General features: G+C 67.7%; 19 protein-coding genes and 1 pseudogene. 11 read left to right on the top strand and 9 right to left on the bottom strand.

What is annotated here, in order from left to right; genetic code table 11:
* Positions 1-3 precede the first annotated feature (3 nt).
* From ACK3BB_RS17560 to ACK3BB_RS17535, 6 genes are all read left to right on the top strand, one after another.
* On the top strand, positions 4-2,559 hold the full coding sequence (locus ACK3BB_RS17560; protein WP_428925935.1) for a putative PEP-binding protein: 2,556 nt from the start codon (positions 4-6) through the stop codon (positions 2,557-2,559).
* A 168-nt stretch (positions 2,560-2,727) separates the two neighbouring features.
* The gene (locus ACK3BB_RS17555) at positions 2,728-3,390 is read left to right on the top strand and encodes a cell wall hydrolase (protein WP_428925934.1); all 663 of its coding nucleotides are present in this window, start codon (positions 2,728-2,730) and stop codon (positions 3,388-3,390) included.
* A gap of 126 nt (positions 3,391-3,516) precedes the next feature.
* A complete protein-coding gene (locus ACK3BB_RS17550; RefSeq protein WP_428925933.1) occupies positions 3,517-4,446 on the top strand; it encodes a dihydroneopterin aldolase in 930 nt (309 codons plus the stop codon).
* A complete protein-coding gene (gene folP / locus ACK3BB_RS17545) occupies positions 4,443-5,453 on the top strand; it encodes a dihydropteroate synthase (RefSeq protein ID WP_428925932.1) in 1,011 nt (336 codons plus the stop codon). The genes ACK3BB_RS17550 and folP overlap by 4 nt, the downstream gene beginning before the upstream one ends.
* 52 nt (positions 5,454-5,505) lie before the next feature.
* Complete coding sequence (gene glmM / locus ACK3BB_RS17540; RefSeq protein ID WP_428925931.1) at positions 5,506-6,855, top strand: phosphoglucosamine mutase; 1,350 nt, start codon at positions 5,506-5,508, stop codon at positions 6,853-6,855.
* A gap of 110 nt (positions 6,856-6,965) precedes the next feature.
* Positions 6,966-7,481 (top strand): hypothetical protein, encoded by a 516-nt coding sequence (locus tag ACK3BB_RS17535; RefSeq protein ID WP_428925930.1) that lies wholly within the window; start codon positions 6,966-6,968, stop codon positions 7,479-7,481.
* A 69-nt stretch (positions 7,482-7,550) separates the two neighbouring features.
* Here the strand turns inward: ACK3BB_RS17535 and ACK3BB_RS17530 are convergent, their stop codons facing one another.
* On the bottom strand, positions 7,551-8,849 hold the full coding sequence (locus ACK3BB_RS17530; protein ID WP_428925929.1) for an MFS transporter: 1,299 nt from the start codon (positions 8,847-8,849) through the stop codon (positions 7,551-7,553).
* Between the two features lie 254 nt (positions 8,850-9,103).
* Entirely contained in the window at positions 9,104-10,126 is a 1,023-nt protein-coding gene (gene ilvC / locus ACK3BB_RS17525) for a ketol-acid reductoisomerase (RefSeq protein WP_428925928.1), read from the bottom strand.
* A 121-nt stretch (positions 10,127-10,247) separates the two neighbouring features.
* Between ilvC and ACK3BB_RS17520 the strand changes: the two genes are divergently transcribed.
* Both ACK3BB_RS17520 and ACK3BB_RS17515 read left to right on the top strand, forming a co-directional pair.
* A complete protein-coding gene (locus ACK3BB_RS17520; RefSeq protein ID WP_428925927.1) occupies positions 10,248-10,718 on the top strand; it encodes an Lrp/AsnC family transcriptional regulator in 471 nt (156 codons plus the stop codon).
* Positions 10,715-11,170, top strand: a pseudogene (locus tag ACK3BB_RS17515) (Lrp/AsnC family transcriptional regulator); the annotation flags it as partial. The gene ACK3BB_RS17520 and the pseudogene ACK3BB_RS17515, both read left to right, overlap by 4 nt.
* A 59-nt stretch (positions 11,171-11,229) precedes the next feature.
* Here the strand turns inward: ACK3BB_RS17515 and ACK3BB_RS17510 are convergent.
* Positions 11,230-12,321: a Hint domain-containing protein gene (locus tag ACK3BB_RS17510; RefSeq protein ID WP_428925926.1), complete on the bottom strand. Its 1,092-nt coding sequence runs from the start codon at positions 12,319-12,321 to the stop codon at positions 11,230-11,232.
* Between the two features lie 256 nt (positions 12,322-12,577).
* On the opposite strand from ACK3BB_RS17510, the gene ACK3BB_RS17505 reads away from it, so the two are divergent.
* Positions 12,578-13,705, top strand: a complete 1,128-nt coding sequence (locus ACK3BB_RS17505) for an aminotransferase class V-fold PLP-dependent enzyme (protein ID WP_428925925.1) — start codon at positions 12,578-12,580, stop codon at positions 13,703-13,705.
* Positions 13,706-14,181: 476 nt separating this feature from the next.
* Here the strand turns inward: ACK3BB_RS17505 and ACK3BB_RS17500 are convergent, their stop codons facing one another.
* Positions 14,182-15,378: a UbiH/UbiF family hydroxylase gene (locus ACK3BB_RS17500; RefSeq protein ID WP_428925924.1), complete on the bottom strand. Its 1,197-nt coding sequence runs from the start codon at positions 15,376-15,378 to the stop codon at positions 14,182-14,184.
* 152 nt (positions 15,379-15,530) lie between these two features.
* Positions 15,531-16,178 carry a pyrimidine 5'-nucleotidase gene (locus tag ACK3BB_RS17495; protein WP_428925923.1) on the bottom strand — a complete coding sequence of 216 codons (648 nt, stop codon included), beginning with the start codon at positions 16,176-16,178 and terminating at the stop codon, positions 15,531-15,533.
* A 101-nt stretch (positions 16,179-16,279) separates the two neighbouring features.
* Between ACK3BB_RS17495 and ACK3BB_RS17490 the strand changes: the two genes are divergently transcribed.
* Positions 16,280-16,930: a GntR family transcriptional regulator gene (locus ACK3BB_RS17490; RefSeq protein ID WP_428925922.1), complete on the top strand. Its 651-nt coding sequence runs from the start codon at positions 16,280-16,282 to the stop codon at positions 16,928-16,930.
* Here ACK3BB_RS17490 and ACK3BB_RS17485 read toward each other — a convergent pair.
* Positions 16,912-18,990: a glycosyltransferase gene (locus ACK3BB_RS17485; protein ID WP_428925921.1), complete on the bottom strand. Its 2,079-nt coding sequence runs from the start codon at positions 18,988-18,990 to the stop codon at positions 16,912-16,914. The genes ACK3BB_RS17490 and ACK3BB_RS17485 overlap by 19 nt on opposite strands.
* A gap of 143 nt (positions 18,991-19,133) precedes the next feature.
* Positions 19,134-20,303 (bottom strand): glutamine-hydrolyzing carbamoyl-phosphate synthase small subunit, encoded by a 1,170-nt coding sequence (gene carA, locus ACK3BB_RS17480; RefSeq protein WP_428925920.1) that lies wholly within the window; start codon positions 20,301-20,303, stop codon positions 19,134-19,136.
* Positions 20,304-20,507: 204 nt separating this feature from the next.
* Here carA and ACK3BB_RS17475 point away from each other — a divergent pair, with 204 nt between their 5' ends.
* Positions 20,508-20,972: a GatB/YqeY domain-containing protein gene (locus ACK3BB_RS17475; protein WP_428925919.1), complete on the top strand. Its 465-nt coding sequence runs from the start codon at positions 20,508-20,510 to the stop codon at positions 20,970-20,972.
* Between the two features lie 486 nt (positions 20,973-21,458).
* Here the strand turns inward: ACK3BB_RS17475 and ACK3BB_RS17470 are convergent, their stop codons facing one another.
* Together ACK3BB_RS17470 and ctaD are read right to left on the bottom strand one after the other, a co-directional pair.
* Positions 21,459-21,953, bottom strand: a complete 495-nt coding sequence (locus ACK3BB_RS17470; protein ID WP_428925918.1) for a DUF2244 domain-containing protein — start codon at positions 21,951-21,953, stop codon at positions 21,459-21,461.
* Between the two features lie 484 nt (positions 21,954-22,437).
* Positions 22,438-24,108, bottom strand: a complete 1,671-nt coding sequence (gene ctaD / locus ACK3BB_RS17465; RefSeq protein WP_428925917.1) for a cytochrome c oxidase subunit I — start codon at positions 24,106-24,108, stop codon at positions 22,438-22,440.
* Between the last annotated feature and the right edge of the window lie 327 nt (positions 24,109-24,435).

Here is a 24,435-nt window from a genome sequence, read left to right as displayed (position 1 = left end):
GCAGTGCAGAATAATCCCGACACCACCCTCGTCACCCCCGACGCCCCGATCAAGAACTATACCCATGGCGGCCGGGCGAAGTGCCTGCAACGGCTTGTCCGGCTGGACATGCCCGTGCCGCGCACCGTTGCCCTGTCCTTTGCCGCCGTGCATCGCATTGCCGAAGGCCATCTGCCCGACATCGACCGCATCGTCGCGGCCTTCGACGGCAACCCGCTGCTCTGCGTGCGCCCGTCCTCCGAGGACCCCGATTGGGGCGGGCCGGGCGCGATCCTGAACATCGGCATGAATGCCGCCCGCCACGAGGCGCTGTGTCAAAGCCTGGGCAAGGTGGCCGCCGATGCGCTCTATGTCCGCTTCGTGCAGGCCTATGCGTCGAATGTCGCCCGGCTGGACCCGGATGTCTTCGACGATGTCGACGTGGCCGAGGAAGGCGCGCTGGACCGCATCCTGGACGCCTATGCCTTCGAGGCCGACGAGCCCTTTCCCCAGGATCCCGGCCGCCAGCTGGCCGCTGTCCTGAAATCCATGGCCCGGGCCTGGGAAGGCACCTCGGCCCGGCTGCTGCGCCAGGCCAAGGGCGCGCCGATGGATGCCGGGCTGGGCCTGATCGTGCAACAGATGATCCCCGGGCTGGGCCAGGACGAATGCGGTTCGGGCGTGCTGCAACTGGTCGACACGGCCACCGGCCTGCCCCAGCTGACCGGGCGTTACCTGAGCCAGAGCCAGGGCCGCGATGCCCTGGGTGCGGGGCGCAAGGCCTTGTACCTGCAGAAAGATCCCCGGGGCACCTCGCTTGAGGACCTGGCGCCGGCGGCCTTTGCCGCGCTCAAGGACCACGCCGCGCGGATGCGCGTGCGCCTGCGCGAAGAGATGCAGGTGGAATTCGTGATCGAGAACGGCCGGGTGCATATCCTCGACGGTGTGCGCGTGCCGCGTTCGTCGCGGGCGGCGGTGCAGATCGCCGTGCGGCTGGCCGAAGACGGCATCATCACCCAGCAGGAAGCGGTGATGCGGGTCGAGCCGAGGGCGCTGAACGAATTGCTGCACCGCCAGGTCGATCCGCGCGCCCGGCGCGACGTGATCGGCACGGGCATCGCCGCCAGCCCGGGCGCGGCCACCGGCCGGCTGGTCTTTACTGCGGCCGAGGCCCAGGCCGGCGCCGCCCGGCGTGAACCCTGCGTTTTGATCCGCCGCGAGACCGTGCCCGAGGACATCCGTGGCATGCATGCGGCCATTGCCGTGCTGACCGAGAAGGGCGGCATGACCAGCCACGCGGCGGTGATCGGGCGCGGGCTGGGCCTGCCGTGCATCGTCGGCGCCTCGGGCCTGCGCTTTCGCATGAGCCAGGAACAGCTGGTGGCCCCCGACGGCCGGGTCTTTCGCACCGGCGACATTATCACCATCGACGGCACATCGGGCCAGATCCTGGCCGGCGAGCCCGAGATGCTGGAACCGGCGTTGGACGATGCCTTTCAGACCCTGATGTCCTGGGCCGACGAGGCCCGCGACATTGGCATCCGGGCCAATGCCGACACGCCCGAAGACGCCCAGACCGCGCGCAATTTCGATGCCCAGGGCATCGGCCTGTGCCGGACCGAGCACATGTTCTTCGAACCCGGCCGGCTGATCGTCATGCGCGAGATGATCTTTGCCGAGACCAGCGATGACCGGGCGGCGGTTCTGGAACGCTTGCTGCCCATGCAACGGGCCGATTTCATTCAGCTTTTCCGCATCATGGAAGGCCAGCCCGTCTGTATCCGGCTGTTCGATCCGCCGCTGCACGAATTCCTGCCGACCACCCGCGCCGGCCAGCGCGACCTGGCCGAGGCGCTGGACATTCCGCTGTCGGACGTGGTGCGCCGGGCCGAGGAAATGGGCGAATACAACCCCATGCTGGGCCTGCGCGGCGTCCGGCTGGGCGTGACCGTGCCGGAAATCTACGACATGCAGGCCCGGGCGATCTTTGAGGCCACGATCGAGGCCAGCCGCGACGGCGCGCCGGTCGAGCCCGAGATCATGATCCCCCTGGTCAGCGCCAAGCGCGAGGTCGAGCTGGTCAAGTCGCGCATCGATGCCGTGGCCGCGGCCGTGCGAGCCGAGCGCGGGCGCAGCTTTGTCTACAAGCTGGGGGTCATGGTCGAAACCCCGCGCGCCGCCCTGCGCGCCGGCGAGATCGCCCAGCACGTGTCCTTCCTGAGCTTCGGCACCAATGACCTGACCCAGATGACCTATGGCCTGTCGCGCGACGATGCCGGGCGGTTCATGTCGGCCTACGTGCAGAAGGGCGTCTTTGCCGAAGACCCGTTCCACGTGCTCGACACCGATGGTGTGGGCGAATTGCTGCAGCTGGGGGCCGAAAGGGGGCGCGAGGCCTGTCCGAGCGTGACTTTGGGCATCTGCGGTGAGCACGGCGGCAACCCCGAATCGATTTCCTTCTGCAGGGACGCCGGATTCGACTATGTGTCCTGTTCGCCCTTCCGTGTTCCGGTGGCGCGTCTTGCCGCAGCCCAGCTGGCAATCGCTCACCAGATCGGGCAGGAAAAGGCCGCAGAATAACAGGATATGGGGTGTTTGCGCATGACGCGGCCCCATTTTCGACACATGTGAACCTTCTCGATCTGCCGTGAATTTGGGCAAAACTGGACGCACCGGGTCGTTTGGGCTATGTCGGCCGGGATTTGCGCCTTGGGGGGTGGCGAATTCACGTAGACAGACGAGGTACCTATGTTGAGAGCCATGTGCGTGCTCGCATGCATCTTGGGGCTGAGCCCTGCTGTGTCGGTCGCAGCGGATGCCGAACTGAAAGCCCTGATGAAGCAGGAGCGGACCCGGCTGATGGCGCTGCCCACCGGCCATGTCGAAGGGCTCGTGTCCAACACGACTCCGGGCAAGGCCCGCAACCGCAATACGCTGCCGAAGGCCCCGAAGATCGAATTCTCGCGCTCCTGGGTGGATGCGCTGCCCGAAGCGTCGGGGGGCAAGGACTGGGCCTGCCTGTCCGAAGCGCTGTATTTCGAAGCCCGCGGAGAAACGGTCAAGGGCCAGTTCGCCGTGGCCGAGGTCATCCTGAACCGCGTGGCCAGCGGGCGTTTTCCCAACAGTGTCTGCGGTGTGATCCACCAGGGCACGGGCAAGCGCTACCAGTGCCAGTTCACCTATACCTGTGACGGCCGGGCTGAGCATATCGCCGAACCCGCGGCCTATGACCGGGTGGCCAAGGTCGCGCGGCTGATCCTGGACGGCGATACCAAGCCGCTGACGGACGGGGCGACGCATTACCACACGACCAATGTCAATCCGCGCTGGTCGCGGATCTACAAGAAGACCGCGCAGATCGGGGTGCACCTGTTCTACCGCGACAATTACCGGACCGCCGACAACAGCTGACGTCGGCGCGCCCCCGGTGCCGGCCGGTTTTCGCTGGCCGCACCTTCACCCGGGCCAAGGTCCCTGTTAACAGCGCGCGGGCGCGGGTCCATATTGGACCGGCCCTGAACGGAAAACGGGATCTGCATGACCTCTGATCTTCATCTCGCTTTCGGATCCCTGTCGGATCGCGCCGAAGCCTTTCCGGCCAAGGGGCCCCTCGACCGGATCAGCGTCCGCGACCACGTGGTCGAGGTCGAGATCGGGGCGTTCCAGGCCGAGCGGGGGGCGACCCAGCGGGTGCGCTTCAACGTGGTGGTCGAGGTCGAGCCGGTCACCGTGGCCGTCGACGACGATGTCGACCGTATCCTGTCCTATGACCGCATCACCGATGCCATTGCCGAAAGCCTCGCCGAGGAACGGCTGAACCTGCTGGAGACCCTGGCCGAGCGGGTGGCCGAACGCGTGCTGACCGCGCCCCGGGCCATGCGGGTCTTCGTGCGGATCGAAAAGCTCGACCGGGGGCCGGGGGCGCTTGGGGTCGAGATCGTGCGCGACCGGCGCTGGCATCCCGGCGGCCCGCGCGACGACAGCCGGCCGCATCCGCGCCTGGTCTTCCTGTCCAACGACGCCCTGGTCTCGGACCACCTGGCCGGCTGGATCGACCGGTTGCAGGCCCAGGGCCGGCCGGTGATCTTCTGCGTGGGCGCGGGGACCAACCCGGTGCCGCATACCGGCCACCGCATGACCCAGCGCCGCGTCGACCTGCTGGCCATCGAACAGAACGCCTGGTGCCTGGCCGCCCGCGACGACCGCTGTGTCGTGGTCGCCACCCGGACCGAACTCGACTGGGCCATGCGCCATGGCCAGATCTCGGTCTGGGCGCCGTCCAAGATCGTGCTCGACGCGGTCGAAAGCCCTTCGGTCCGGGCCGATGACACCGTGGCCCTGGCGGCCTGGTTCGCCGGCCTGGTCCAGGCCGAGGATCTGCTGGTCGTCGGCGCCGCGCTGCCCGACCGATCCGATGCGCGGGTCAGCCTGCGCGCCATGCCCGTCCAGGAAGACGCCATCCCATGACCGATCTGCTCTATCGTCCCGTTGTCCGGTCCGGCCTGCCGCGCCCCGAGGGTGCGCTCGACCTGGCCGGTGGCCCGTGCTGGTTTACCGAAGTGCTCTGCCTGCCGCGCCACGGCGCGCCCTGGCGGGCTTCGGCCAGCGATCTGCCCGACGAACTGCGCACGCGGCTGACTGCCCCGCGCCCGCCGGTGGCCGGTCTGGACATGTCGCAGCCCCAGATCATGGGGATCCTGAACATCACTCCTGACAGTTTTTCCGATGGAGGGGCCCATTTCGACCCGGCTACTGCCAGAAAAGTGGCAGGAGCGATGATTGCCGCCGGGGCGTCGCTGATCGACATCGGCGGGGAATCGACCCGGCCAGGGGCGATGGCCGTGCCCGTCGCCGACGAGATCGCCCGGGTGCTGCCGGTGATCGAAGGGTTGCAACAGGTTACAGGCGCCGTGATCTCCGTCGACACCCGCAAGGCCGGCGTGGCGCAGGCGGCGCTGGCCGCAGGGGCGCATCTGATCAACGATGTCTCAGGCTTTACCTATGACCTCGAGCTGGGGCCGCTCTGTGCCGCCGACGCGGTGCCCGTCTGTGTGATGCACAGCCAGGGCGACCCCGAGACGATGCAGAACAATCCCAATTACGACAATGTCTTGCACGACGTCTTTGATGCATTGGAAGAACGTGTGCAGGCGCTTGAGGCCATGGGCATTCCCCGGTCGCGCATCGTGACCGACCCGGGCATCGGCTTTGGCAAGACGGTCGAGCACAACGTCGCCCTGCTGCGCGATATCGCGGTGTTCCACGGGCTGGGGTGCCCGATCCTGCTGGGGGTGTCACGCAAGGGCTTCATCGGCCGGATTGGCGAGGAACCGCGTGCCGATGCCCGCGCCCCGGGATCCATTGCCGTGGGCCTTGCCGCACTGGGCCAAGGCGTGCAATTCCTCAGGGTACACGACGTGGCCGAAACGGCCCAGGCCGTGCGCCTCTGGCAGGCTGTGCACGCCCCGGGCTGAGGCCGCCAAGACGACAAGAACGGGCGACAGGCAAAAAGGACAGGGGCGGCAGATGCGCAAGCTCTTCGGGACCGACGGCGTGCGGGGCACGGCCAACATGCATCCGATGACGGCCGAGATGGCGTTGAAGATCGGCACGGCGGTGGGCCATTACTTTGGCCGGGCCGAACGCGGGGTGCACCGCGTGGTCATCGGCAAGGACACCCGCCTGTCGGGGTACATGTTCGAAAACGCCCTGACGGCCGGGCTGACCTCGACCGGCATGAGCGTGCTGCTCATGGGCCCGGTGCCGACACCGGCCGTGGGCCTGCTGACCCGTTCGATGCGGGCCGACCTGGGCGTGATGATCTCGGCCAGCCACAACCCGGCCCAGGACAATGGCATCAAGTTCTTCGGCCCCGACGGGTTCAAGCTGTCGGACCAGGTCGAAAGCGAGATCGAGGCGCTGATCGACAGCGGCGTGCCGCTGGCCGCGACCGACCGGATCGGCCGGGCCAAGCGGATCGACGACGCCCGGTTCCGCTATGGCGAGCGGATCAAGGCCTCGCTGCCCCGGGGCATCCGGCTGGACGGGCTGAAGGTGGTTGTCGATTGCGCCAATGGTGCAGCCTATCGCGCCGCGCCCGAGATCCTGTGGGAACTCGGCGCCGAGGTCGTGCCTGTGGGGGTCACGCCCAACGGGCTGAACATCAACGACGGCTGCGGGTCGACCAAGCCGCGCGTGGCGGCGGAAACCGTGGTGGCGCACAAGGCCGACCTGGGCATCTGCCTTGACGGCGATGCCGACCGGATCATCCTGATCGACGAGACCGGCACCGTGGCCGATGGCGACCAGATCATGGCGCTCTTTGCCAGCCGCTGGGCCGCCGAGGACCGGCTGGCCCGCAAGACCCTGGTGGCGACGGTCATGTCGAACCTGGGGCTGGAACATTTCCTGCAGGGCCGGGGCCTGCACCTGGAGCGGACCAAGGTGGGCGACCGCTATGTTGTCGAACGCATGCGCGAGGCCGGGTTCAACCTGGGTGGCGAGCAATCGGGCCATATCGTCATGAGCGATTACGCCACGACGGGCGACGGGCTGATGGCCGGGCTGAACTTCGTGGCCGAGATGATCCGCTCGGGCGAGCCGGCCAGCGCGCTGATCCGCCAGTTCGAACGGGTGCCCCAGCTCTTGAAGAACGTGCGCTACGAGGCCGGGCAGGAACCGCTGGCCAAGGCCGCGGTCAAGGCCGCCATCGCCGATGCCGAGGCCGCGCTGACCGGCTCGGGCCGGCTGCTGATCCGCAAGTCGGGCACCGAGCCGCTGATCCGCGTGATGGCCGAATGCACCGACGAGGCCCTGTTGAAACAGGTGGTCGACGGCATCGTGGCCGAAGTCGAGGCCGCCCGCGAGCCGGCCTGACGTTAACCCTGGTGCGGGCTTTCGGGCCCGCCAGGGACCCTCTCTGCTAAAATGTCGCCCGAACGGGGTCCGCCGGACCTTGGCGGGCGCAGGGCAGGGAGATCCTTAGAATGATCAGAAAATTGCTGCTGATGCTGGTGGCGGTGATGCCGATCGCCGGGGCCTGGCCGGCCCAGGGCGCGGCACGCGGGCTCGAAGTGCGCCTTCTTGAACCATGGAATGGCCGCCGGGTGCCGGCCGGCCAGCAATGCCGGATGTTCGGCGGCGACGGGGCGACCCCGCCGATGCAGGTCTGGAACATGCCGGCCGAAACGGTTTGGATCGTGGCCCAGTTCAACGACAGTTCGTTCAAGCCCCTGTCGCGCGGCGGCGGCCATGGCCAGATCGCCTGGCCGGTCAGCTGGCCGGTGACCTATCTCTACCCGGTGCCGGGGATGAATGGCCTGCCGAAATGGGGGGCTTTTGTGGTTGAACCGGCGCGCACCATCGGGATCTATGCCTCGCCGGGTTACCTGCCGCCCTGTTCGGGCGGGCGGCGGCACAAGTATACCGTCGATATCCTGGCCGTGGACGGCGATGGCAACCTGTTGGAAGAGCGCCGGAACATTGCCATCGGCAAATATTGACCGGGCGGGGCGCCGCGGAATGGGCGCAGGGCCAACGGGCGGCCCGCAAGGGGGCCGCCCGCCAGGGTATCAGACCTTGTTCCGGCCCATGGCCAGGATGCAGACCAGCGTGATCGCCGCGGCGGCCAGCATGTAATAGCCCACATGGGCCATGCCATAGGTCGATTGCAGCCAGGTGGCGATGTAGGGCGCCAGCGACGCGCCGAAGATGCCCGCAAAGTTGAAGGTCAGCGACGAGCCGGTATAGCGCACCTCGGTCGGGAAGGGCGCGGCCAGGGCGGCACCGATCACGCCATATGTCAGGCCCATCAGGAACATGCCCAGGGTGACAAAGGCATAGATCCCGCCGACACCGGCCGTCAGCAGCGGCGCCAGCGTGAAGGAAAACAGGCCGATCAGCACCGTGACCACCAGCAGGAAGACATAGCGCCCGACCTTGTCGGCCAGCCAGCCGGCCAGAACGATGGCCAGGGCAAAGATGATCGAGCCGTAGATCTGGATGCGCAGAGCGTCGAGGAAGGGGATCTCGATGACCTTGACGTTGTAGGACAGCAGCCAGGCCGAGCAGATGTAGAACAGCACGAAGGTCACGAGCGCTACAAAGGTGCCAATGACCAGGCTGCGCTTGTGGTTGCGGAAGATCTCGGCGGCCGGGACCTGCACGCGTTCCTGCTTCTTCACGGCTTTCGAGAATTCCGGCGTTTCCGAGATCGACAGCCGCACCCAGAGGCCCAGGGCGATCAGCGCGATCGAGGCCAGGAAGGGCAGGCGCCAGCCCCAGCTCAGCAGGGCGTCCTGGTCGATGAAATGCAGCAGGATCCAGAAAAAGCCCGACGACAGGAACAGGCCGACCGGCGCGCCCAGCTGCGGGAACATGCCGTACCAGGACCGTTTGCCCGGCGGGGCGTTTTCCGTGGCCAGCAGCACCGCGCCGCCCCATTCACCGCCCAGGCCAAAGCCCTGGCCGAAACGGCACAGCGCCAGCAGGGCCGGGGCGGCCACGCCGATCTGGGCATGGGTGGGCAGCAGGCCGATGATCACGGTCGACACGCCCATGGTCAGGAGGGCGGCAACCAGCGTGGCCTTGCGCCCGATCCGGTCACCGAAATGGCCGAAGACCAGCGCGCCCAGGGGCCGGGCGAAGAAGGCGATCGAGAAGGTCGCAAAGGAGGCCAGCAGGGCCGTCATGGCATCGGCGCCGGGGAAGAACAGCGTCGGAAACACCAGCACGGCGGCGGTGGCGTAGATGTAGAAATCGAAGAATTCGATGGTGGTGCCGATCAGGCTGGCAAGAAGAACGCGATGGGGGGCGTTCTTCGGGCGAGCCGGAGCGGCGGCGTGGTCAAGTGTGGGGGAGGCATCAGACATGGGGTTCGTCCGCGTAATTATCTTTCGTGTTTGCGCCCGACAGGGCGATGAGTGTTGCGTCGGGTTCGGTATGCCTTTGCCGATCCGGTGGAAAGGTCCGAACTGGACCTGATTGACGGGGTTGCGGCGGGTGCATGGCTGGACCCTGAAACGCAAACGGACGACCCCATGGGGCCGTCCGTTGCTGGCGTGGTCCGATGGCGGACCGCACGCCTGGCTTGGTTACCGGTGCCTTGACCGGCGGTGAGCGTGGCTCAGTTCTTTGCCTTGTCGACCATCTTGCCGGCCGAGATCCAGGGCATCATGCCACGGAGCTTTTCGCCGGTGGCTTCGATCTGGTGCTCGTCGTGGATGCGGCGGGTCGCCTTGAAGAACGGCTGGCCGACGGTGTTTTCCTGCATGAAGTCACGCACGAACTTGCCGGTCTGGATGTCGGTCAGGACGGCTTTCATCCGGGCCTTGGTCTCGTCGTAGGGCAGGATCCGCGGGCCCGACACGTATTCGCCGTACTCGGCCGTGTTCGAGATCGAGTAGTTCATGTTGGCGATGCCGCCTTCGTAGATCAGGTCCACGATCAGCTTCACTTCGTGCAGGCATTCGAAATAGGCCATTTCAGGCGCATAGCCGGCTTCGACCAGGGTTTCGAAGCCCATGCGGATCAGCTCGACCAGGCCACCGCAGAGCACGGCCTGCTCGCCGAACAGGTCGGTTTCGCATTCCTCGCGGAAGTTGGTCTCGATGATGCCCGAGCGACCGCCGCCGATGGCCGAGCAATAGGACAGGCCGATTTCCAGCGCCTTGCCGGAGGCGTCGTTGTCGACGGCCACCAGGCAGGGCACGCCGCCGCCCTTGACGTATTCGCCGCGCACGGTGTGGCCGGGGCCCTTGGGTGCCATCATGATGACGTCGACGCCGGGCTTGGGCTCGATCAGGCCGAAATGCACGTTCAGGCCGTGGGCGAAGGCAATGGCCGAGCCTTCCTTCAGGTTGTCGTGCACGTATTTCTTGTAGGTCTCGGCCTGCAGTTCATCGGGCATGGTGAACATGATCAGGTCGCACCAGGCCGCCGCTTCGGCGATGCCCATGACCTGCAGACCTTCGCCTTCGGCTTTCGCGGCCGAGGCGGAGCCTTCGCGCAGGGCGACGACGATGTTCTTGGCACCCGAATCGCGCAGGTTCAGCGCGTGGGCGTGGCCTTGCGAACCATAACCCAGGATGGCGACTTTCTTGTCCTTGATCAGGTTGATGTCGCAATCGCGATCGTAATAGACGCGCATGATTTTCTCCTTCCGGTCTTTTCTTGTTGTACCGGGGGTTCTACCAAGCCTGACACGGATTGTGATTGCAGCGATTGAGCGTAATTCTGTCCGCGAGGAAGAATCATGCGCGTAGGGCCATATGGGCGAGACAATCATTCTTGACGACCTGGATCGGCGCATCCTGCGCCAGTACCAGGCCGACCCCGAGGCCGGCACGGCCGAGCTGGCCGAACGCTGCGGGGCGACATCGGCCACGGTCTGGCGCCGGCTTGAGCGCATGCGCGAGGCGGGCATCCTGCTGGGCGTCGAGGCGGTGATCGACTGGCACGCCCTGGGGTATGCCGTCGAGGTCAGCCTGCGGGTGACGCTCGACAAGACCGTGGCCCGGGCCTACGACGATTTCCTCGCCGCGGCCCAGGCCGTGCCCGAGGTGCTCGAGATCCAGACCTTCCTCGGCCGGGTCGACGTGCGCCTGTCGGTCATCGCCCGCGACCTGGCCCATTACCAGGCGCTCTATCGCGACCGTCTGCTGACCCTGCCGCATATCGCCGACATTGAAACGCTGATGCATATCGCCAGGCTCAAGAGCAACGAGGCCCTGCCGCTGTGATCGAACTGGATGCCATCGACCGCAAGCTGCTGCACGCCCTGGCCCAGGACGCCACCCAGAGCGCCGGGGCCCTCGGCCGCCGGTTCGGCCTGTCCCAGCCGGCGACCTGGCGGCGCATCCGCCGGTTGCAGGATGCCGGGGTGCTCAAGGGCCGGCGCCTGCGGCTGAATGCCGAGGCGCTGGGGTTCACCGTGCGGGTCTTCCTGGGGGTGAAACTGTCGCGCAAGGGCCAGCTGAACCTCGAAGATTTCGAACGCGCGGTCAGTGCCATCCCCGAGGTGCAATCGGTCGAACACGTGCTGGGCCTGTTCGATTACCGCCTGCGGGTCGTGGCCCGCGACCTGCCCGATTTCGAACGGGTGCTGCGCCGGCGTATCATGACCCTGCCCGGTGTCGGCGAGGTCGAGGCCAACGTGCTCTTGAGCGAGGAACGCCGGCCCGGTCCGCTGGGTATCGAAACCGGCGGCTCCGGGGCAGGTGGGGCTGGTGGGGCAGGGACTGGCGGGCCCGGTCAGGCCTGAAGCAGCACGGCCTCAAAGCGGGTCAGGCAGCGCCGGGCGGCAGACCGGCCGCGGGGGGCATCGGGGAAAAGGGCGATGATCTCGGCCGATCCCGCGTCGCGGGCCGGGTCTTCGTCGTCGCATCCCGGCAGCAGGCTTTCCGACAGCAGGCCATTGGCCCAGATCAGCTGGTGATCGTCGAAAAGCAGGTGGATGTAGTCGACCGTGCCGCCCTGGCGCAGGGTGACATTGCGCCGGTCGACCAGGTGCTTGGCCGCCACCAGCACCTCGGCATCGCCAAAGAGCAGCTCGATCGCCGCGCCGTCGCGCATCACCCGGTGGTTCTGCGACACGGTCACCGCGCCATGGTCGCCGAAGGTGCCCGGCGCGATGGTCACGGGGGCAAGGTGGCCCAGGGCCGGCACCCGCCGCCGCCCGATCCAGCGGATCGGCTGGGCGCCGTTGTCGGCCGTCAAAACCAGGTCGCCGACCTGCAGATCCTCGATGGGCACCTCGCCCCGGGGCGTAAGGATGCGCGCGCCGGGGGTGAAACAGGTCGGCGAGGCGGTATAATCGCCGGCATAGAAGTAATTGTCGCCGGCCTCGCCCGGATCGTCGGTGTCACCGTCGCCGTTGAGGTCGATATCCTGGTTGCGGTTCAGCGTCAGCCCGCCGGGCTGCTGCGACGCATCGGCCAGGTCGGTGCCCGGGGCGATGAACAGCCGGTTGATCGACGGCCCGCCATCGGACGAGACCAGGACGTTGGCGTTGAAGCTGACATACCCGTCGCCTAGGCCGCTGACATCCCCCTGCACGGTGGCGGTCTGGCCGGGGTTCATCGGGGTGTAGGTATATTTGACCGTGCCGGCCTCGTAATCCTCGAGGCTGTCGTAGACCGTCAGCCCGGTGATCGCGCTGCTGGGCGTGATTTCGCCCGCGGCATTGGTGTTGATGGCCGAAAAGACGATGATGTCGTCGTCTTCGAAGGGCTGGCTGCCGCCGGACACGGTTGCCGTGCCCTGGCCGTCATTGCCTGCCGTGGAATTGGTGTTGACCGAAGGGTTGTCGATGACATCGATGCCATAGACCACGAATTCCGCCATGGGTTAGCCGCCTTGCACACATGGGCGGGCCACTGCGCCCGCCGTAACATCCCCGGCGCCGGCGTTACCGTTAACCCCGTGAAAAGAACAGGGGCAAAGCATGGGGCGGGCCGTTACCCTGCGTAACAATTCCGTGGCAGGCCGCGTTTGGCCCTGTCCGGTGCCACGCGGCCCCGCAACCGCCCGGAAATCGGGCTTTGCCTTGCCCGCCCGGGGCGATAGGTCTGCGGCCAGGAACTGGCCAGGAGGTAATCCCATGTCCGCATTTCAAAGCCCGGTCGACCCCGATGGGCTCGAGGAATTCTCGGTCGTCTTCACCGATCGTTCGCTGAACCACATGTCGGCGGCGTTCCAGCAGGTGATGCGGGACATCTCGTCGATGCTGCGCGAGGTCTATGGCGCCGATGGCGTGGCGTTGGTGCCCGGTGGCGGGACCTACGGCATGGAAGCCGTGGCCCGGCAATTCGCCCGGGGCGCCAATGTGCTGGTCGTGCGCAACGGCTGGTTTTCCTACCGCTGGAGCCAGATCTTCGAGGCCGGCGGGCTGACTGCGTCGGCCGAGGTCATGAAGGCCCGGCCCCAGGGCAACACCCAGCCCGCGCCCTTCGCACCCTGTCCGATCGAGGATGTCGTGGCCCGCATCCGCGAGACCCGGCCCGACGTGGTCTTTGCGCCGCATGTCGAGACCAGCGCCGGCGTAATCCTGCCCGACGATTACGTCACCGCCCTGGCGGCGGCGGCCCACGAGGTCGGCGCGCTGATGGTGCTGGATTGCATTGCCTCGGGCTGTGCCTGGGTCGACATGAAGGCCACGGGCGTCGACGTGCTGATCTCGGCGCCCCAGAAGGGCTGGAGCGCGTCGCCCTCGGCCGGGCTGGTCATGCTGTCGGAGCGGGCGCTGGAGCGGGTTGCCGAGACGGAGTCGGACAGCTTTGCCATCGACCTGAAGAAATGGCTGTCGATCATGCAGGCCTACGAGGCCGGGGGCCATGCCTATCACGCGACGATGCCGACGGATGCGCTGCGGGCTTTCCGCGACACGATGGTCGAGACCCGGGACTACGGGTTCGACCGCCTGCGCGAGCGGCAATGGGCGCTGGGGAACGGCGTGCGCGAGATGCTGCGCGACAAGGGTGTCGGGTCGGTGGCGGCCGACGGGTTCGGCGCGCCGGGTGTCGTGGTCAGCTATACGGCCGATCCGGCGGTGCAATCGGGCAAGGCCTTCCTGGCCGAGGGCATGCAGATCGCGGCGGGCGTGCCGTTGCAATGCGACGAGCCCGAGGGCTTCATGACCTTCCGGCTGGGGCTGTTCGGGCTGGACAAGCTCTATGACGTCGATGGCACGCTGGCCCGGCTGAAACGGGTGATCGACCGGGTGCTCTGAACGTCGCCGGTGCGGTGGGTGCAAGCACCCACCCTACGGGGTGTGTGAATGGGTAGGGTGGGTGCTTGCACCCACCGTCTCCCGGAACGGGCGCTAACATAGGTACCCGGAACGGGCGCCAGTACAGTTACCCGGCACGGGCGCAAGTAACGTCGCCCAGCCAGGGCGCAAACACCCTCACCCCGAACGGGCGCAAACAGTTTGGACGGAAATGGGTGCGCGTCACCGTTGCCCGGAGCGGATGCAGATCAACGCCGCCCGCAACTGGAGAACATCACCCGCTCCGGGATGGGCGCAAGTTCCAGGCCGAAACGGAAGTAAATTTCCGCCGGGCCCAAATCATCGGGCCCGGAACCGGCGCACCCAACTTGGCCCGGCATAAACGCCCGTCACCGGCCCGAAACGGCGGCGCACATCCCCTCAGGCCGGCCGCCCAAACCCGCCCCGAACGCACCTCCCGGCCCGCGCCGGGCGCCTCACTTCAGGCCAAGGCCCAGGCCCATCAACCCGCGCCGGATCGGCGAGATGTCATGCAGCGCGGCAATGCCCCGGGCGCGCAGGTCGCGCAGCGGCTGGGCCGGCAGCATCGACGACCGGTTCAGCAGGTCCACCCCGGCCACGCGCAGCTGCACGTCCATCATCCTGCGCCGCCCGTAGCTGTCCAGCATCTCCGGATCGCCCAGCCGCTCGGGCGCCGCCCGGGCCAGGTCGAGCAGGCATTGCAGGTCGGCCAGCGACATGTTCAGCCCCTGCGCCCCGATCGGTGGGATCACATGGGCGGCCTCGGCCATCAGCGCCAGCCGCTGGGCCGTCATCCGCTCGGCCGTGCGGGCGATGATCGGCCAGGCCTGGCGCGGGCTGGCCAGCCGCAGCGGACCCAGAAGCCCGGCCGACCGGTCGCTCATCGCCGCTTCGAAATCCGGCACGTCGAGCGCCATCAGCGCCCGGGCCTTGTGGCCGTCTTCCATCCAGACCACGGCCGACGACGGGTGGCCGTCCTGGTCGGGCAGGGGCACCAGGGTGAAAGGCCCGCCCGACCGGTGCACCTCGGTCGAGACGTTCATGTGGGCGATCGGATGGGTCACCGCAAAGACCAGCGCGGTCTGGCCATAGCGCCGGGTCCGCGTGGCAATCCCCGCGGCCTCGCGCATCGGCGAGTTGCGCCCGTCGGCCGCCAGGACCAGCCGGGCCCGCACCTGGCCGCCATCGCTCAGCCCGACCAGCGCCTCGGTCGTGCGCGTGACCAGCCGGCGCGTGGCCGTGCCGGGCCGGAAATCGACAGTGTCCAGCGCGCGCAGACGGGCGACCATCTCGCGGCGCAGCAACCAGTTGGGCAGGTTCCACCCGAAGGGCTGGTCGGAAATGTCGGCCGCATCGAAATCGCGGATCACCCGTGCCGTGCCGTCGGGCCCGCCGGCATCGACGATGCGCATGACCTGCAGCGGCGTGGCAAAGGGCGCCAGGTGGTCCCACAGCCCGGCCTCGTCCATCAGGGCCCGACCCGGTTGCAGGATGGCCGTCGTGCGCAGGTCGGCGCCCTCGGCATGGCGGTCGGTCACCGGCGGGGCGGGATCGACGCAGATCACCCGGAAGCCCGCGGCCCCAAAGGCCGCCGCGGCGGTCAGCCCGGCCACGCCGCCGCCGGAAATCAGGATATCGCAGGTCTCTGCCATGATCGGCCTCTCCTTGGCGCCCCAGGTGCCGGGCGCGCCTGTCGGTCGTGCCCCGTCTCGTCCGGGCCGCCGGCGGGCGCCTGGCCGCCCGGCCCGGGCCACAACCTAGCCCGCCCCCCGGCCACGGGCCAGAGCCCGAGGGCCGGAATGCGTCACTCTGTCAGCTGTCGCAGGAAGGCCGTGAGATCATCGGTATGGTGGTGGATGTGATCGGCGGCCAGCGCCTCGGGGGCGACATGGATCGTGCGCATGCCCATGGCATGGGGTTCGGCCAGGTTGCGCGGATCGTCCTCGAACATGGCCCCGGTCGCGGTGTCCAGCCCGTCGAGGGCAAAGACCGTTTCAAAGGCCACCCGGCGCGGCTTGGGCTGGAATCCGGCATGTTCGACGCCATAGACCGCATCGAACAGCCCGGCCAGGCCGCGGGCTTCGAGCACGCGTTCGGCATAGGGCGCGGTGCCGTTGGTATAGACGATGCGCCGGCCGGGCAGGGCGGCGATGCAGGCGGCCAGCAGGGCATCGGGCTGCAGCGGGTGGAACGAGATGTCGTGCACATCGGTCAGGTAGGGCCCGGGATCGATGCCGTGGATTTCCATCAGCCCGGCCAGGGTGGTGCCATATTCGGCCCAGTAGAGCTTGCGCAGGCGGTTGGCCTCGTCGCGCGACACGCCGAGCGACGTGCTGACGTAATCGGTCATCCGCGTCTCGATCTGGTCGAAGAGGCGCGCCTGGGGCGGATAGAGCGTGTTGTCCAGGTCGAAGACCCAGGTGCGGACGTGGCCGAAATGTTGCTTTACCATGCCGACCTGTTAGGCCCCGCCGGGCGGCGTTGCAACCAATGGCGCACTTGAAGGCCCCGGCGGGAAGCCGATAAGGTCGGCCGACGGAGGACCGGGACCAGATGAACCAGAGCAAGACGACCCAGACGGATGCCTATAGCCTCGTTCTCGAGGCGATCGACATGGGGCTTTACAAGCCCGGCGACCGGCTGGTCGAAAGCGACCTGGCCGAGCGGTTCGGCGTGTCGCGCACGCCCATCCGCGAGGCGTTGCAGCGGCTGGAAACGCAATCGCTGCTGGAGCGCGACGGGCGGTCGCTGATCGTGGCCTCGCTGGACCACAACCAGATGGCCGAGCTTTACGTCGTGCGGCGCGAACTGGAAGGGCTGGCCGCCCGGCTGGCCGCGCGCCATGCCACCGAGGAAGAGATCCGCGTGCTGCGCGACATGGTCACGGCCGATGATGCGCTGGTCAGCGATCCGGCGGCGCTGTCGCGGGCCAACCGCCGGTTCCACAAGCAGATCCACCTGGCCTCGCACAACCGCTACCTGGTCCAGCAGCTCGACCTGGTGCACCGGACCATGGCGCTGATGGCCACGACCTCGCTGGCGGCCACCGGTCGGGGCGAGATCGCCCAGAGCGAACATGACGGCATCGTGTCGGCCATCGAACGGCGCGACGAGGATGCCGCGGACCTGGCGCTGAAGGAACATATCTCGATCGCCTTCATGACCCGGTTGAAACAGGATGCCGGTCAGCGCGAAAGGGGCTGATCGGGCGGGTGTTGGCGGGCTTTTGTATCGCCCGGCGGAGCGATGCCGGGCGCATGGGCGTCCGGGGGCAGGCCCAGGGCCAGGGGATCATCCGGCGCGCTGGCCACGGCGGTGGCCGGGGCGTCCTGCGGTCCAGCGTCTGATGGCGGGGCGGGGTCATCGACCGGTGACGCCAGCCCATGTTCGGTCTTGTCCCAGAAATAGGGCGCGGTGGCCAGTTCCCACAGGGCCTTGTAGGCCGCGGCCGAACCCAGCGGAAAATAGAACACCAGGCTGGGCACCCAGCCCAGCAGGTGGCGGCGGTCGGCCCCGCGCGTGGCCAGCGCCCCGGTGCCCAGGTTGATCACCCCGGCATAAAGCAGCACGCCCAGCAGCAGGGAGGTGCCGTTCTCGGGCAGGACCGCCCGGGCCGGATGCGGCAGGCCCAGCATCAGCAGCCAGAAGGACCACAGCACCGGGGCCAGCAGGAATTGCGATACCGTGCCCAGGAAGAACGCCTGGACCGACACGAAACGCAGCGCCCCCAGGTCGCGCCACAGCCGGCGCGGATGGCGCATGTGCACGAGATAGGTGACCATGAACCCCTTCAGCCAGCGCGAGCGCTGCTTGATCCAGGGCCAGGGCCGGCAATTGGCCTCTTCGCGGGTGACGGTCGGCATGATCTCGGTGACATAGCCGTAGCGGGCCAGCCGCACGCCCAGGTCGGCATCCTCGGTCACGTTATGGGCATCCCAGGCGCCGATCCGTTCCAGCACGCTGCGCCGGATGAACAGGGTTGTGCCCCCAAGCGGCACGACCAGGCCAAGCCGGGCGATGCCGGGCAGGATGACCCGGAACCAGCTGGCGTATTCCACGGTGAAACAGCGGGCCAGCCAGTTGCTGCGGGCATTGTAGAAATCCAGGATACCCTGCAGGCAGGCCACGTTGCGCGGGCATCGGGCAAAGCGGTGAGCCACCTGTTCCAGCTGGTCGGGCGCGGGCAGATCCTCGGCATCCCAGATGCCGATGATGTCGCCGTCGCAGAAATCCAGGGCAAAGTTCATCGCCCGGGGCTTGGTCGTCAGCCCGCCATAGGCCGGCACGGTGACAACGCGGATCCAAGGCGGCAGGGTGCTGCGGGCCAGGGCGGCCCGGGTGATCGCGTCATGTTCTTCGAGCACCAGCAGGACCTCGACCAGCGCCTTGGGATAGGTCAGCGCCTGCAGCCGGGTGACCAGGCGTTCGGCCACGGCCTCTTCGCGATAAAGCGGCACCAGCACCGAGAATCGCGGCCGGTGGCGGCCGTCGGCAGGGATCGGGCCGGTCGGGGCGGTGGCGGTGGTGTCGTCTTCGAGCCGGTGGCGATGGGCGCGGGGGGCGGTGAGATAGGACACCAGCCCGGCGGTCTTGAGCGCGGCGACCAGCATCAGCGAGGCCATGGCCAGCAGGCTGAGCCCGGCGATGACCTGGTAGGGCAGGATCAGGAAGATACCCAGCACGGCCAGGGCCATGGCCAGCGGCAGGCGCTGCCAGGTCCGGGCCGCACGCCAGGACCGGCAGCTGTATTCCGGGGGCACGCGCGCCAGCGAGGCCGCGGCCAGGCGCGGGCGCAGCAGGCGGGCCAGATGCGCCTGGACCTGGCCGGCATCGGCAATGACTGTCAGCACGGCGGCCGATGGCCCCAGCGCGGCGCGCACATTGGCCGCGTCATCGGGATCGCCGGCCACGACAACCAGCGCATCGTTCAGCCGGGCCCAGGGCAGGGCGCCGTGTTTCATCCAGAAACGCGGCGCGCGCAGGCCGATCAGCGTGGGGTCGGGCGGATGTTCGGCCAGGTCGATCCGGGCCAGCCCCTGTTGCACCGACAGGGCGCGGGCCAGGTCGCCGTCGTGGGTCCAGCCTTCGGCCCGCAGGATGTCGCCCAGCCGCGCGGGCACCGATTGCTGGATGTCCAGCGCGCGGACAAGCTGTTCGGTGGTCAGGCTGCCGGCTTCGACAAGGTAACGGCCAAGCGGCTTGCGCGGAGGATCCTCGCAAGCAGGCTCGGGCGTCTTGACCAGTCTCAGATGGGCTTCGCTCATGCGCGCCCGGCCTCCCTCCGCTGTGGCGGAAGGATGATCAAAAGCCCTTAACGAATGCTTAACCGCCCACCGGAAAACCGGCGGGCGGGCTCAAACTGTCGCAATATCGGTCCGCTCGCGCACGCGCCCGGGCGGGGGCAGGCTCAGCCGACCTCGGCCTTGCGCGCGGCCATGGCGGCGGCAAAGCGTTCAAAGAGGTAATAGCTGTCCTGCGGGCCGGGGCTGGCCTCGGGGTGGTGCTGGACCGACCAGACCGGGCGGTCCGACATGCGGATACCGCAGTTCGACCCGTCGAACAGCGATTGGTGGGTCTCGATCACGCCGTCGGGCAGGGTCTGGGCGTCGACGGCAAAGCCGTGGTTCATCGAGGTGATCTCGACCTTGCCGGTCTCCAGGTCCTTGACCGGGTGGTTGGCGCCGTGGTGGCCGTGGTTCATCTTGACGGTCCGGGCGCCCAGGGCCAGGGCCAGCATCTGGTGGCCGAGGCAGATGCCGAAGACCGGCAGATCGGTCGTGTCCAGGACCTCGCGGATCATCGGCACGGCATATTGGCCGGTCGCCGCCGGGTCGCCGGGGCCGTTCGACAGGAAGACGCCGTCGGGGTTGTGGGCCAGCACCTCGGCCGCCGTGGCGGTGGCGGGCAGGACGGTGACATCGGCGCCGGCGGTGGCCAGGCAGCGCAGGATGTTGCGCTTGGCGCCATAGTCGATCGCCACGACCTTGTGCACCGGGGCCTCCTGGCGCGGATAGCCGTCGGGCCAGGCCCACCGCATCTCGTCCCAACGGTAGGATTGCGCGCAGGTGACCTCGCCCGCGAGGTCCATGCCTTCGAGCCCGGCAAAGCCGCGGGCGGCGGCGACCAGGTCCTCGATGTCGAAATTGCCGTCGGGATTGTATTCCAGCGCCACATGCGGCGCGCCCTGCTGGCGGATCGCCCGGGTCAGGCGCCGGGTGTCGATGCCACCGATGGCCACCCGGCCGTTGCGGGCCAGCCATTCGGTCAGCCGCTCGGTGCTGCGCCAGTTGGACGGCTCGGTCGGATCCCATTTGACGACCATGCCGGCGGCGGCCGGGGTGTTGGCCTCGTCATCCTGGGCGTTGACGCCGACATTGCCGATATGGGGGAAGGTGAAGGTCACGACCTGGCCGGCATAGGACGGATCGGTCATGATCTCCTGGTAACCGGTCATGGCGGTGTTGAAGCAGAGCTCGGCCACGGTTCGGCCCGTGGCGCCGAAGCCCCGTCCGTAGAACAGGGTGCCATCCGCGAGCGCAAGACAGGCGGTGGGCCGGGCGGGGGCGGTGCGGGACATGGGGCAGCTCCTATCGGGCATCGGCGGGGGAAATCGGCGCAGATCTAAGGGAGCGCCCGAAAGGGGTCAAGAGGCGGGCACGTTTGGCTGTCAACGGGGCCGCGGGGGCGGGTCACGGAACGGAATGCCCTGCGCATGGTTGAGAGGCCGGGGCGTTTTGTGTAAGTTCCGGGATTTGCAGCTCCTAGGGATGGGATGAGACAGATGGATATGCGTGCGCGGGTCAATGCGGCCCTGAAGCAGGCGATGAAGGACAAGGCGGCCGACCGTTTGGCGACGCTGCGTCTGATCAATGCCGCGATCAAGGATCGCGAGATCGCGCAGCGCGGCGACGGCGAGGAGGCTGCGGTCGGCGATGCCGAGGTGCTGGCGATTCTCGGCAAGATGGTCAAGCAGCGCCACGAGAGCGCGCGTGTCTACGAGGAAGGCGGGCGGCTGGACCTGGCCGAACGCGAAACGGCCGAGATCTCGGTGATCGAGGAATTCCTGCCCAAGCAGCTGGCCGAGGAAGAGGTCGACGCGGCCATTTCCGATGCCGTGGCGGCGACCGGGGCCTGTTCGATCCGGGACATGGGCAAGGTGATGGGCGAGCTGAAGGCGCGCCACACCGGCCAGATGGATTTCGGCAAGGTCGGGCCGCTGGTCAAGAAGCGTCTCTGCGCGGGCTGATCGGTCCGGCGCGGGGGCCTATGACAAGAGCGGCGCGGGCTGACGCGCGTGCCGTTGCGGTGACGGTCCCCGTCTGGCCGGGGCAGGTCAGGGGCGCCGAGGCCATGATAGGTTGGTGGCTCTGCCGGTGTGACGGATGACAGGGCGATGGCCGGCTGTTGACGCCAGAGACGGTGGTTGATTGAGGGCCATGGGGGCCCAGTCTGACCTTTGTTTGCAGTGCCTTGCGCCGGATGCGCGGTGGCGGGCCGAGCAACGGCGGCCTGTCCCGAGGACGGTGCAGGTGACCAAGGTTGGAGGGGGCGCTGCCCCCGTCCTCGTGAACGAGGACTCCCCCGGGAATACTTGAAAAGAGAAAGAAGCAGGAGGGCGGCGCCGGTTGGGGCCGCCTTTCTTTGTATTCGGGTGGGGTGCTTGGGGTCTTTGGGGCCGGAGCGCTTGGGACGGAGCGGTACGCTTGATCTGGGGCGTCTGGCGCTTGGGCGGTCAGGGGTGGCGGAAGAGGGCGTCGAGCTCGCCGTAGAGGGCCTTGCGTTCGTCTTCGGAGAGGAAGGCGCCGATCTCGACCTCGCGGCCCGGGCCGCGCAGGGTGACGTAATTGGGCACCGGGCCGCCGCGCACATGCAGGGCCGGGCGGGCCCAGTGGCGGTTGCTTTCCCATTCCTGGATATCGCCACGCGGATTGTGGCGGGTCAGCCGGGCGGTGTCATCGGTCAGGGTGAGGATTTCCAGGACCTGGGCGCGGCGGCGGCTGGCGTTGAGCGCGCGCCAGATGCCCCAGAGGGCGAGCATCAGGAAGGGCAGCAGGCCCCAGAGCAGGAAGGTGCCGAGCAGGGGCATCAGCGGAAGCAGAAGCAGGCCGAAGGTGATGCCGATGAACAGGGCGAATCCCCTGGGCGTCATGGATTGGTGCGGCCAGAGGTGCATCTGCCGCGGGCTGCGGTCGGACAGGTCCTGGGCGTCGGTCCAACGATAGGGCATGGGCCGGTTATATAGCGGCGGGACCGTCTGTCGAGAGCCGGAGGCAGGGCGCTATCGGCAATTTGAGGCCATGGGCCGGGGATGCGGCACGGATGGGCGAGCGTTGGGGGGGGCGGTGGGCCGGGGGGCGAGCGACGTGGCCGTTCTGACGCCGATGGCTGCCGCGGTGGTGGGCGAGGTTCGCGGAGGTTGTGACGTGACCGGGCTTGGGAGCGCGGGACTGGCCCTTGCCGCGTGGATGGCCCTTGGGCCTGGGGGCGCGGGCTTTGGCGCGTTGTTGGACCGGCGGACGCGACCAGCGCGGGTGCAGACGGTGCGGCGTGGATCGCCCAGGGGGCGAAGGGCTCCGGCGTGGGGCGTGGACGGACCGGGGGACGCGGGGAGCGCGCAGGGCGCAATAGGCCGGCGACAAAGGCCGTGGGACAAAAGAAAACCCCGGCGCGAGGGCCGGGGTTGTCCGTCTTTGTCTGGCCGGAGGCCGGGATCAGTGGGCGTGGCCCTTGTCCCAGTCCTCCTGTTTCGGCAGCTGCTCGAACGTGTGTTCGGGCGGCGGCGAGGGCAGGGTGAATTCCAGCGTATCGGCGTAGTCGTTCCAGTAGTTCGGGCGGTTTTCCACGGCGCCCTTGCGGACGGTGTAGATCACGATGCCGAAGAACAGCAGGAAGGACGAGAAGCTGATCAGCGCACCCCAGGACGACACGTGGTTCCACAGGGCGAATGCCTCGGGATAGTCGATGTAGCGCCGCGGCATGCCCTGACGGCCCAGGAAGTGCTGGGGGAAGAAGGTCAGGTTGACGCCGACGAAGAACAGCCAGAAGTGCAGCTTGCCCAGTTTCTCGGGATACATGCGGCCGGTGATCTTGGGCATGTAATAGTAGCAGCCCGCGAAGATCGTGAAGGCCGCGCCCATCGACATGGTGTAGTGGAAATGCGCCACCACGTAGTAGGTGTCGTGGTAGTAGCGGTCGACGCCGGCCTGGCTGAGCACAACGCCGGTCACGCCGCCCACGGTGAACAGGAACAGGAAGCCGAAGGCAAAGAGCATCGGCGTCTTGAACTCGATCGAGCCGCCCCACATCGTCGCGATCCACGAGAAGATCTTGATGCCCGTGGGCACGGCGATGACCATGGTTGCCAGCATGAAATAGGCCTGCTGGTTCAGGGTCAGGCCGACCGTGTACATGTGGTGCGCCCAGACGACGAAGCCGATGGCGCCGATGGCGATCAGGGCCCAGACCATCGGCAGGTAGCCGAAGACCGGCTTCTTCGAGAAGGTCGCGATCACGTGGCTGATCAGGCCGAAGCCCGGCAGGACCACGATGTAGACCTCGGGGTGGCCGAAGAACCACAGGATGTGCTGGTAGAGGATCGGGTCACCGCCCCCGGCAGGGTCGAAGAAGGTGAAACCGAAGTTGCGGTCCATCAGCAGCATGGTGATCGCGCCGGCCAGCACGGGCAGGGCCAGGAGGATCAGCCAGGAGGTGACGAAGATCGACCAGGCGAACAGCGGCACCTTGAACAGCGTCATGCCCGGCGCGCGCATGTTCAGGAAGGTCGTGATCATGTTGATCGCGCCCAGGATGGACGACGCCCCCGACAGGTGCACGGCGAAGATGGCGAAATCCATCGACATGCCGGCCTCGTTGACCGACAGCGGCGGATAAAGCACCCAGCCCACGCCCGAGCCGAGCTGGTCGTTGCCGCCCGGTGCAAAGACCGAGCAGACCGCCAGCGTGGTCCCGGCGACATAGAGCCAGTAGCTGAGGTTGTTCATTCGCGGGAAGGCCATGTCCGGCGCGCCGATCTGCAGCGGCATGAAGTAGTTGCCGAAGCCGCCGAAGAGCGCGGGAATGACCACGAAGAACATCATCAGGATGCCGTGGCCGGTGATCAGGACGTTCCAGAGATGCCCGTTCGGCGTACATTCCGCCGACCCGGGGAACAGCCGCGCCCCCTCGAGGCACATCAGTTGGACGCCGGGTTCCATCAGCTCGAGCCGCATGTAGACGGTGAAGCTGACCGAGACCAGCCCGACGAGCGCCGAGGTGATCAGGTAGAGAATCCCGATGTCCTTGTGGTTGGTCGACATGAACCAGCGGGTGAAGAACCCCCGCTCGTCTTCATGTTCGTGACCGTGAATGGCTGCATCTGCCATCTAGGTGCCTCCTGTTGCGTCACGTCACGGGGCCACCCCCAAGGCGGCCCGATATTCATTCAGGTATTAGAATGCCAGACCCTGTGCATCAATGCCGCAGGTTGACCCAGATCAAGAAAAATTGCCGCGCCCCCGCCCGGCGGGCCCTGTTGCCACGCCCGATCCGGGACCTTTTTCCAAGTTGACCCGGGCCGCTTGCCGGGCCTTGGCCGCCGCGTGCCTGTTGCGACCGGGTCGCGGGGCGAAAGCGCGGGCCGGGCCGGGGCGACTCGGCCCGGCATGGCCCCGAATGGAGCTGTGCGCGGTTTTCTTGACCTTGCGCCCCTG

This window comes from Marinibacterium sp. SX1 (assembly GCF_050389775.1).
Taxonomy (GTDB): domain Bacteria; phylum Pseudomonadota; class Alphaproteobacteria; order Rhodobacterales; family Rhodobacteraceae; genus Marinibacterium.
Note: the sequence above shows the minus strand (reverse complement) of the source record. Positions and strands in the feature narration are given on the sequence as shown.

Coding starts and splice junctions, on each gene's coding strand:
- ACK3BB_RS17470 (WP_428925918.1), bottom strand. CDS start 21,953: ATGCCCTATCGTTGGACCGACGCCCAGGACCTGTCCGACCGCAGCCCG.
- ACK3BB_RS17495 (WP_428925923.1), bottom strand. CDS start 16,178: ATGGTAAAGCAACATTTCGGCCACGTCCGCACCTGGGTCTTCGACCTG.
- ACK3BB_RS17490 (WP_428925922.1), top strand. CDS start 16,280: ATGAACCAGAGCAAGACGACCCAGACGGATGCCTATAGCCTCGTTCTC.
- ACK3BB_RS17555 (WP_428925934.1), top strand. CDS start 2,728: ATGTTGAGAGCCATGTGCGTGCTCGCATGCATCTTGGGGCTGAGCCCT.
- ACK3BB_RS17530 (WP_428925929.1), bottom strand. CDS start 8,849: ATGTCTGATGCCTCCCCCACACTTGACCACGCCGCCGCTCCGGCTCGC.
- ACK3BB_RS17550 (WP_428925933.1), top strand. CDS start 3,517: ATGACCTCTGATCTTCATCTCGCTTTCGGATCCCTGTCGGATCGCGCC.
- ilvC (WP_428925928.1), bottom strand. CDS start 10,126: ATGCGCGTCTATTACGATCGCGATTGCGACATCAACCTGATCAAGGAC.
- ACK3BB_RS17505 (WP_428925925.1), top strand. CDS start 12,578: ATGTCCGCATTTCAAAGCCCGGTCGACCCCGATGGGCTCGAGGAATTC.
- ACK3BB_RS17485 (WP_428925921.1), bottom strand. CDS start 18,990: ATGAGCGAAGCCCATCTGAGACTGGTCAAGACGCCCGAGCCTGCTTGC.
- ACK3BB_RS17535 (WP_428925930.1), top strand. CDS start 6,966: ATGATCAGAAAATTGCTGCTGATGCTGGTGGCGGTGATGCCGATCGCC.
- folP (WP_428925932.1), top strand. CDS start 4,443: ATGACCGATCTGCTCTATCGTCCCGTTGTCCGGTCCGGCCTGCCGCGC.
- ACK3BB_RS17500 (WP_428925924.1), bottom strand. CDS start 15,378: ATGGCAGAGACCTGCGATATCCTGATTTCCGGCGGCGGCGTGGCCGGG.
- ACK3BB_RS17510 (WP_428925926.1), bottom strand. CDS start 12,321: ATGGCGGAATTCGTGGTCTATGGCATCGATGTCATCGACAACCCTTCG.
- glmM (WP_428925931.1), top strand. CDS start 5,506: ATGCGCAAGCTCTTCGGGACCGACGGCGTGCGGGGCACGGCCAACATG.
- ACK3BB_RS17475 (WP_428925919.1), top strand. CDS start 20,508: ATGGATATGCGTGCGCGGGTCAATGCGGCCCTGAAGCAGGCGATGAAG.
- ACK3BB_RS17520 (WP_428925927.1), top strand. CDS start 10,248: ATGGGCGAGACAATCATTCTTGACGACCTGGATCGGCGCATCCTGCGC.
- carA (WP_428925920.1), bottom strand. CDS start 20,303: ATGTCCCGCACCGCCCCCGCCCGGCCCACCGCCTGTCTTGCGCTCGCG.
- ctaD (WP_428925917.1), bottom strand. CDS start 24,108: ATGGCAGATGCAGCCATTCACGGTCACGAACATGAAGACGAGCGGGGG.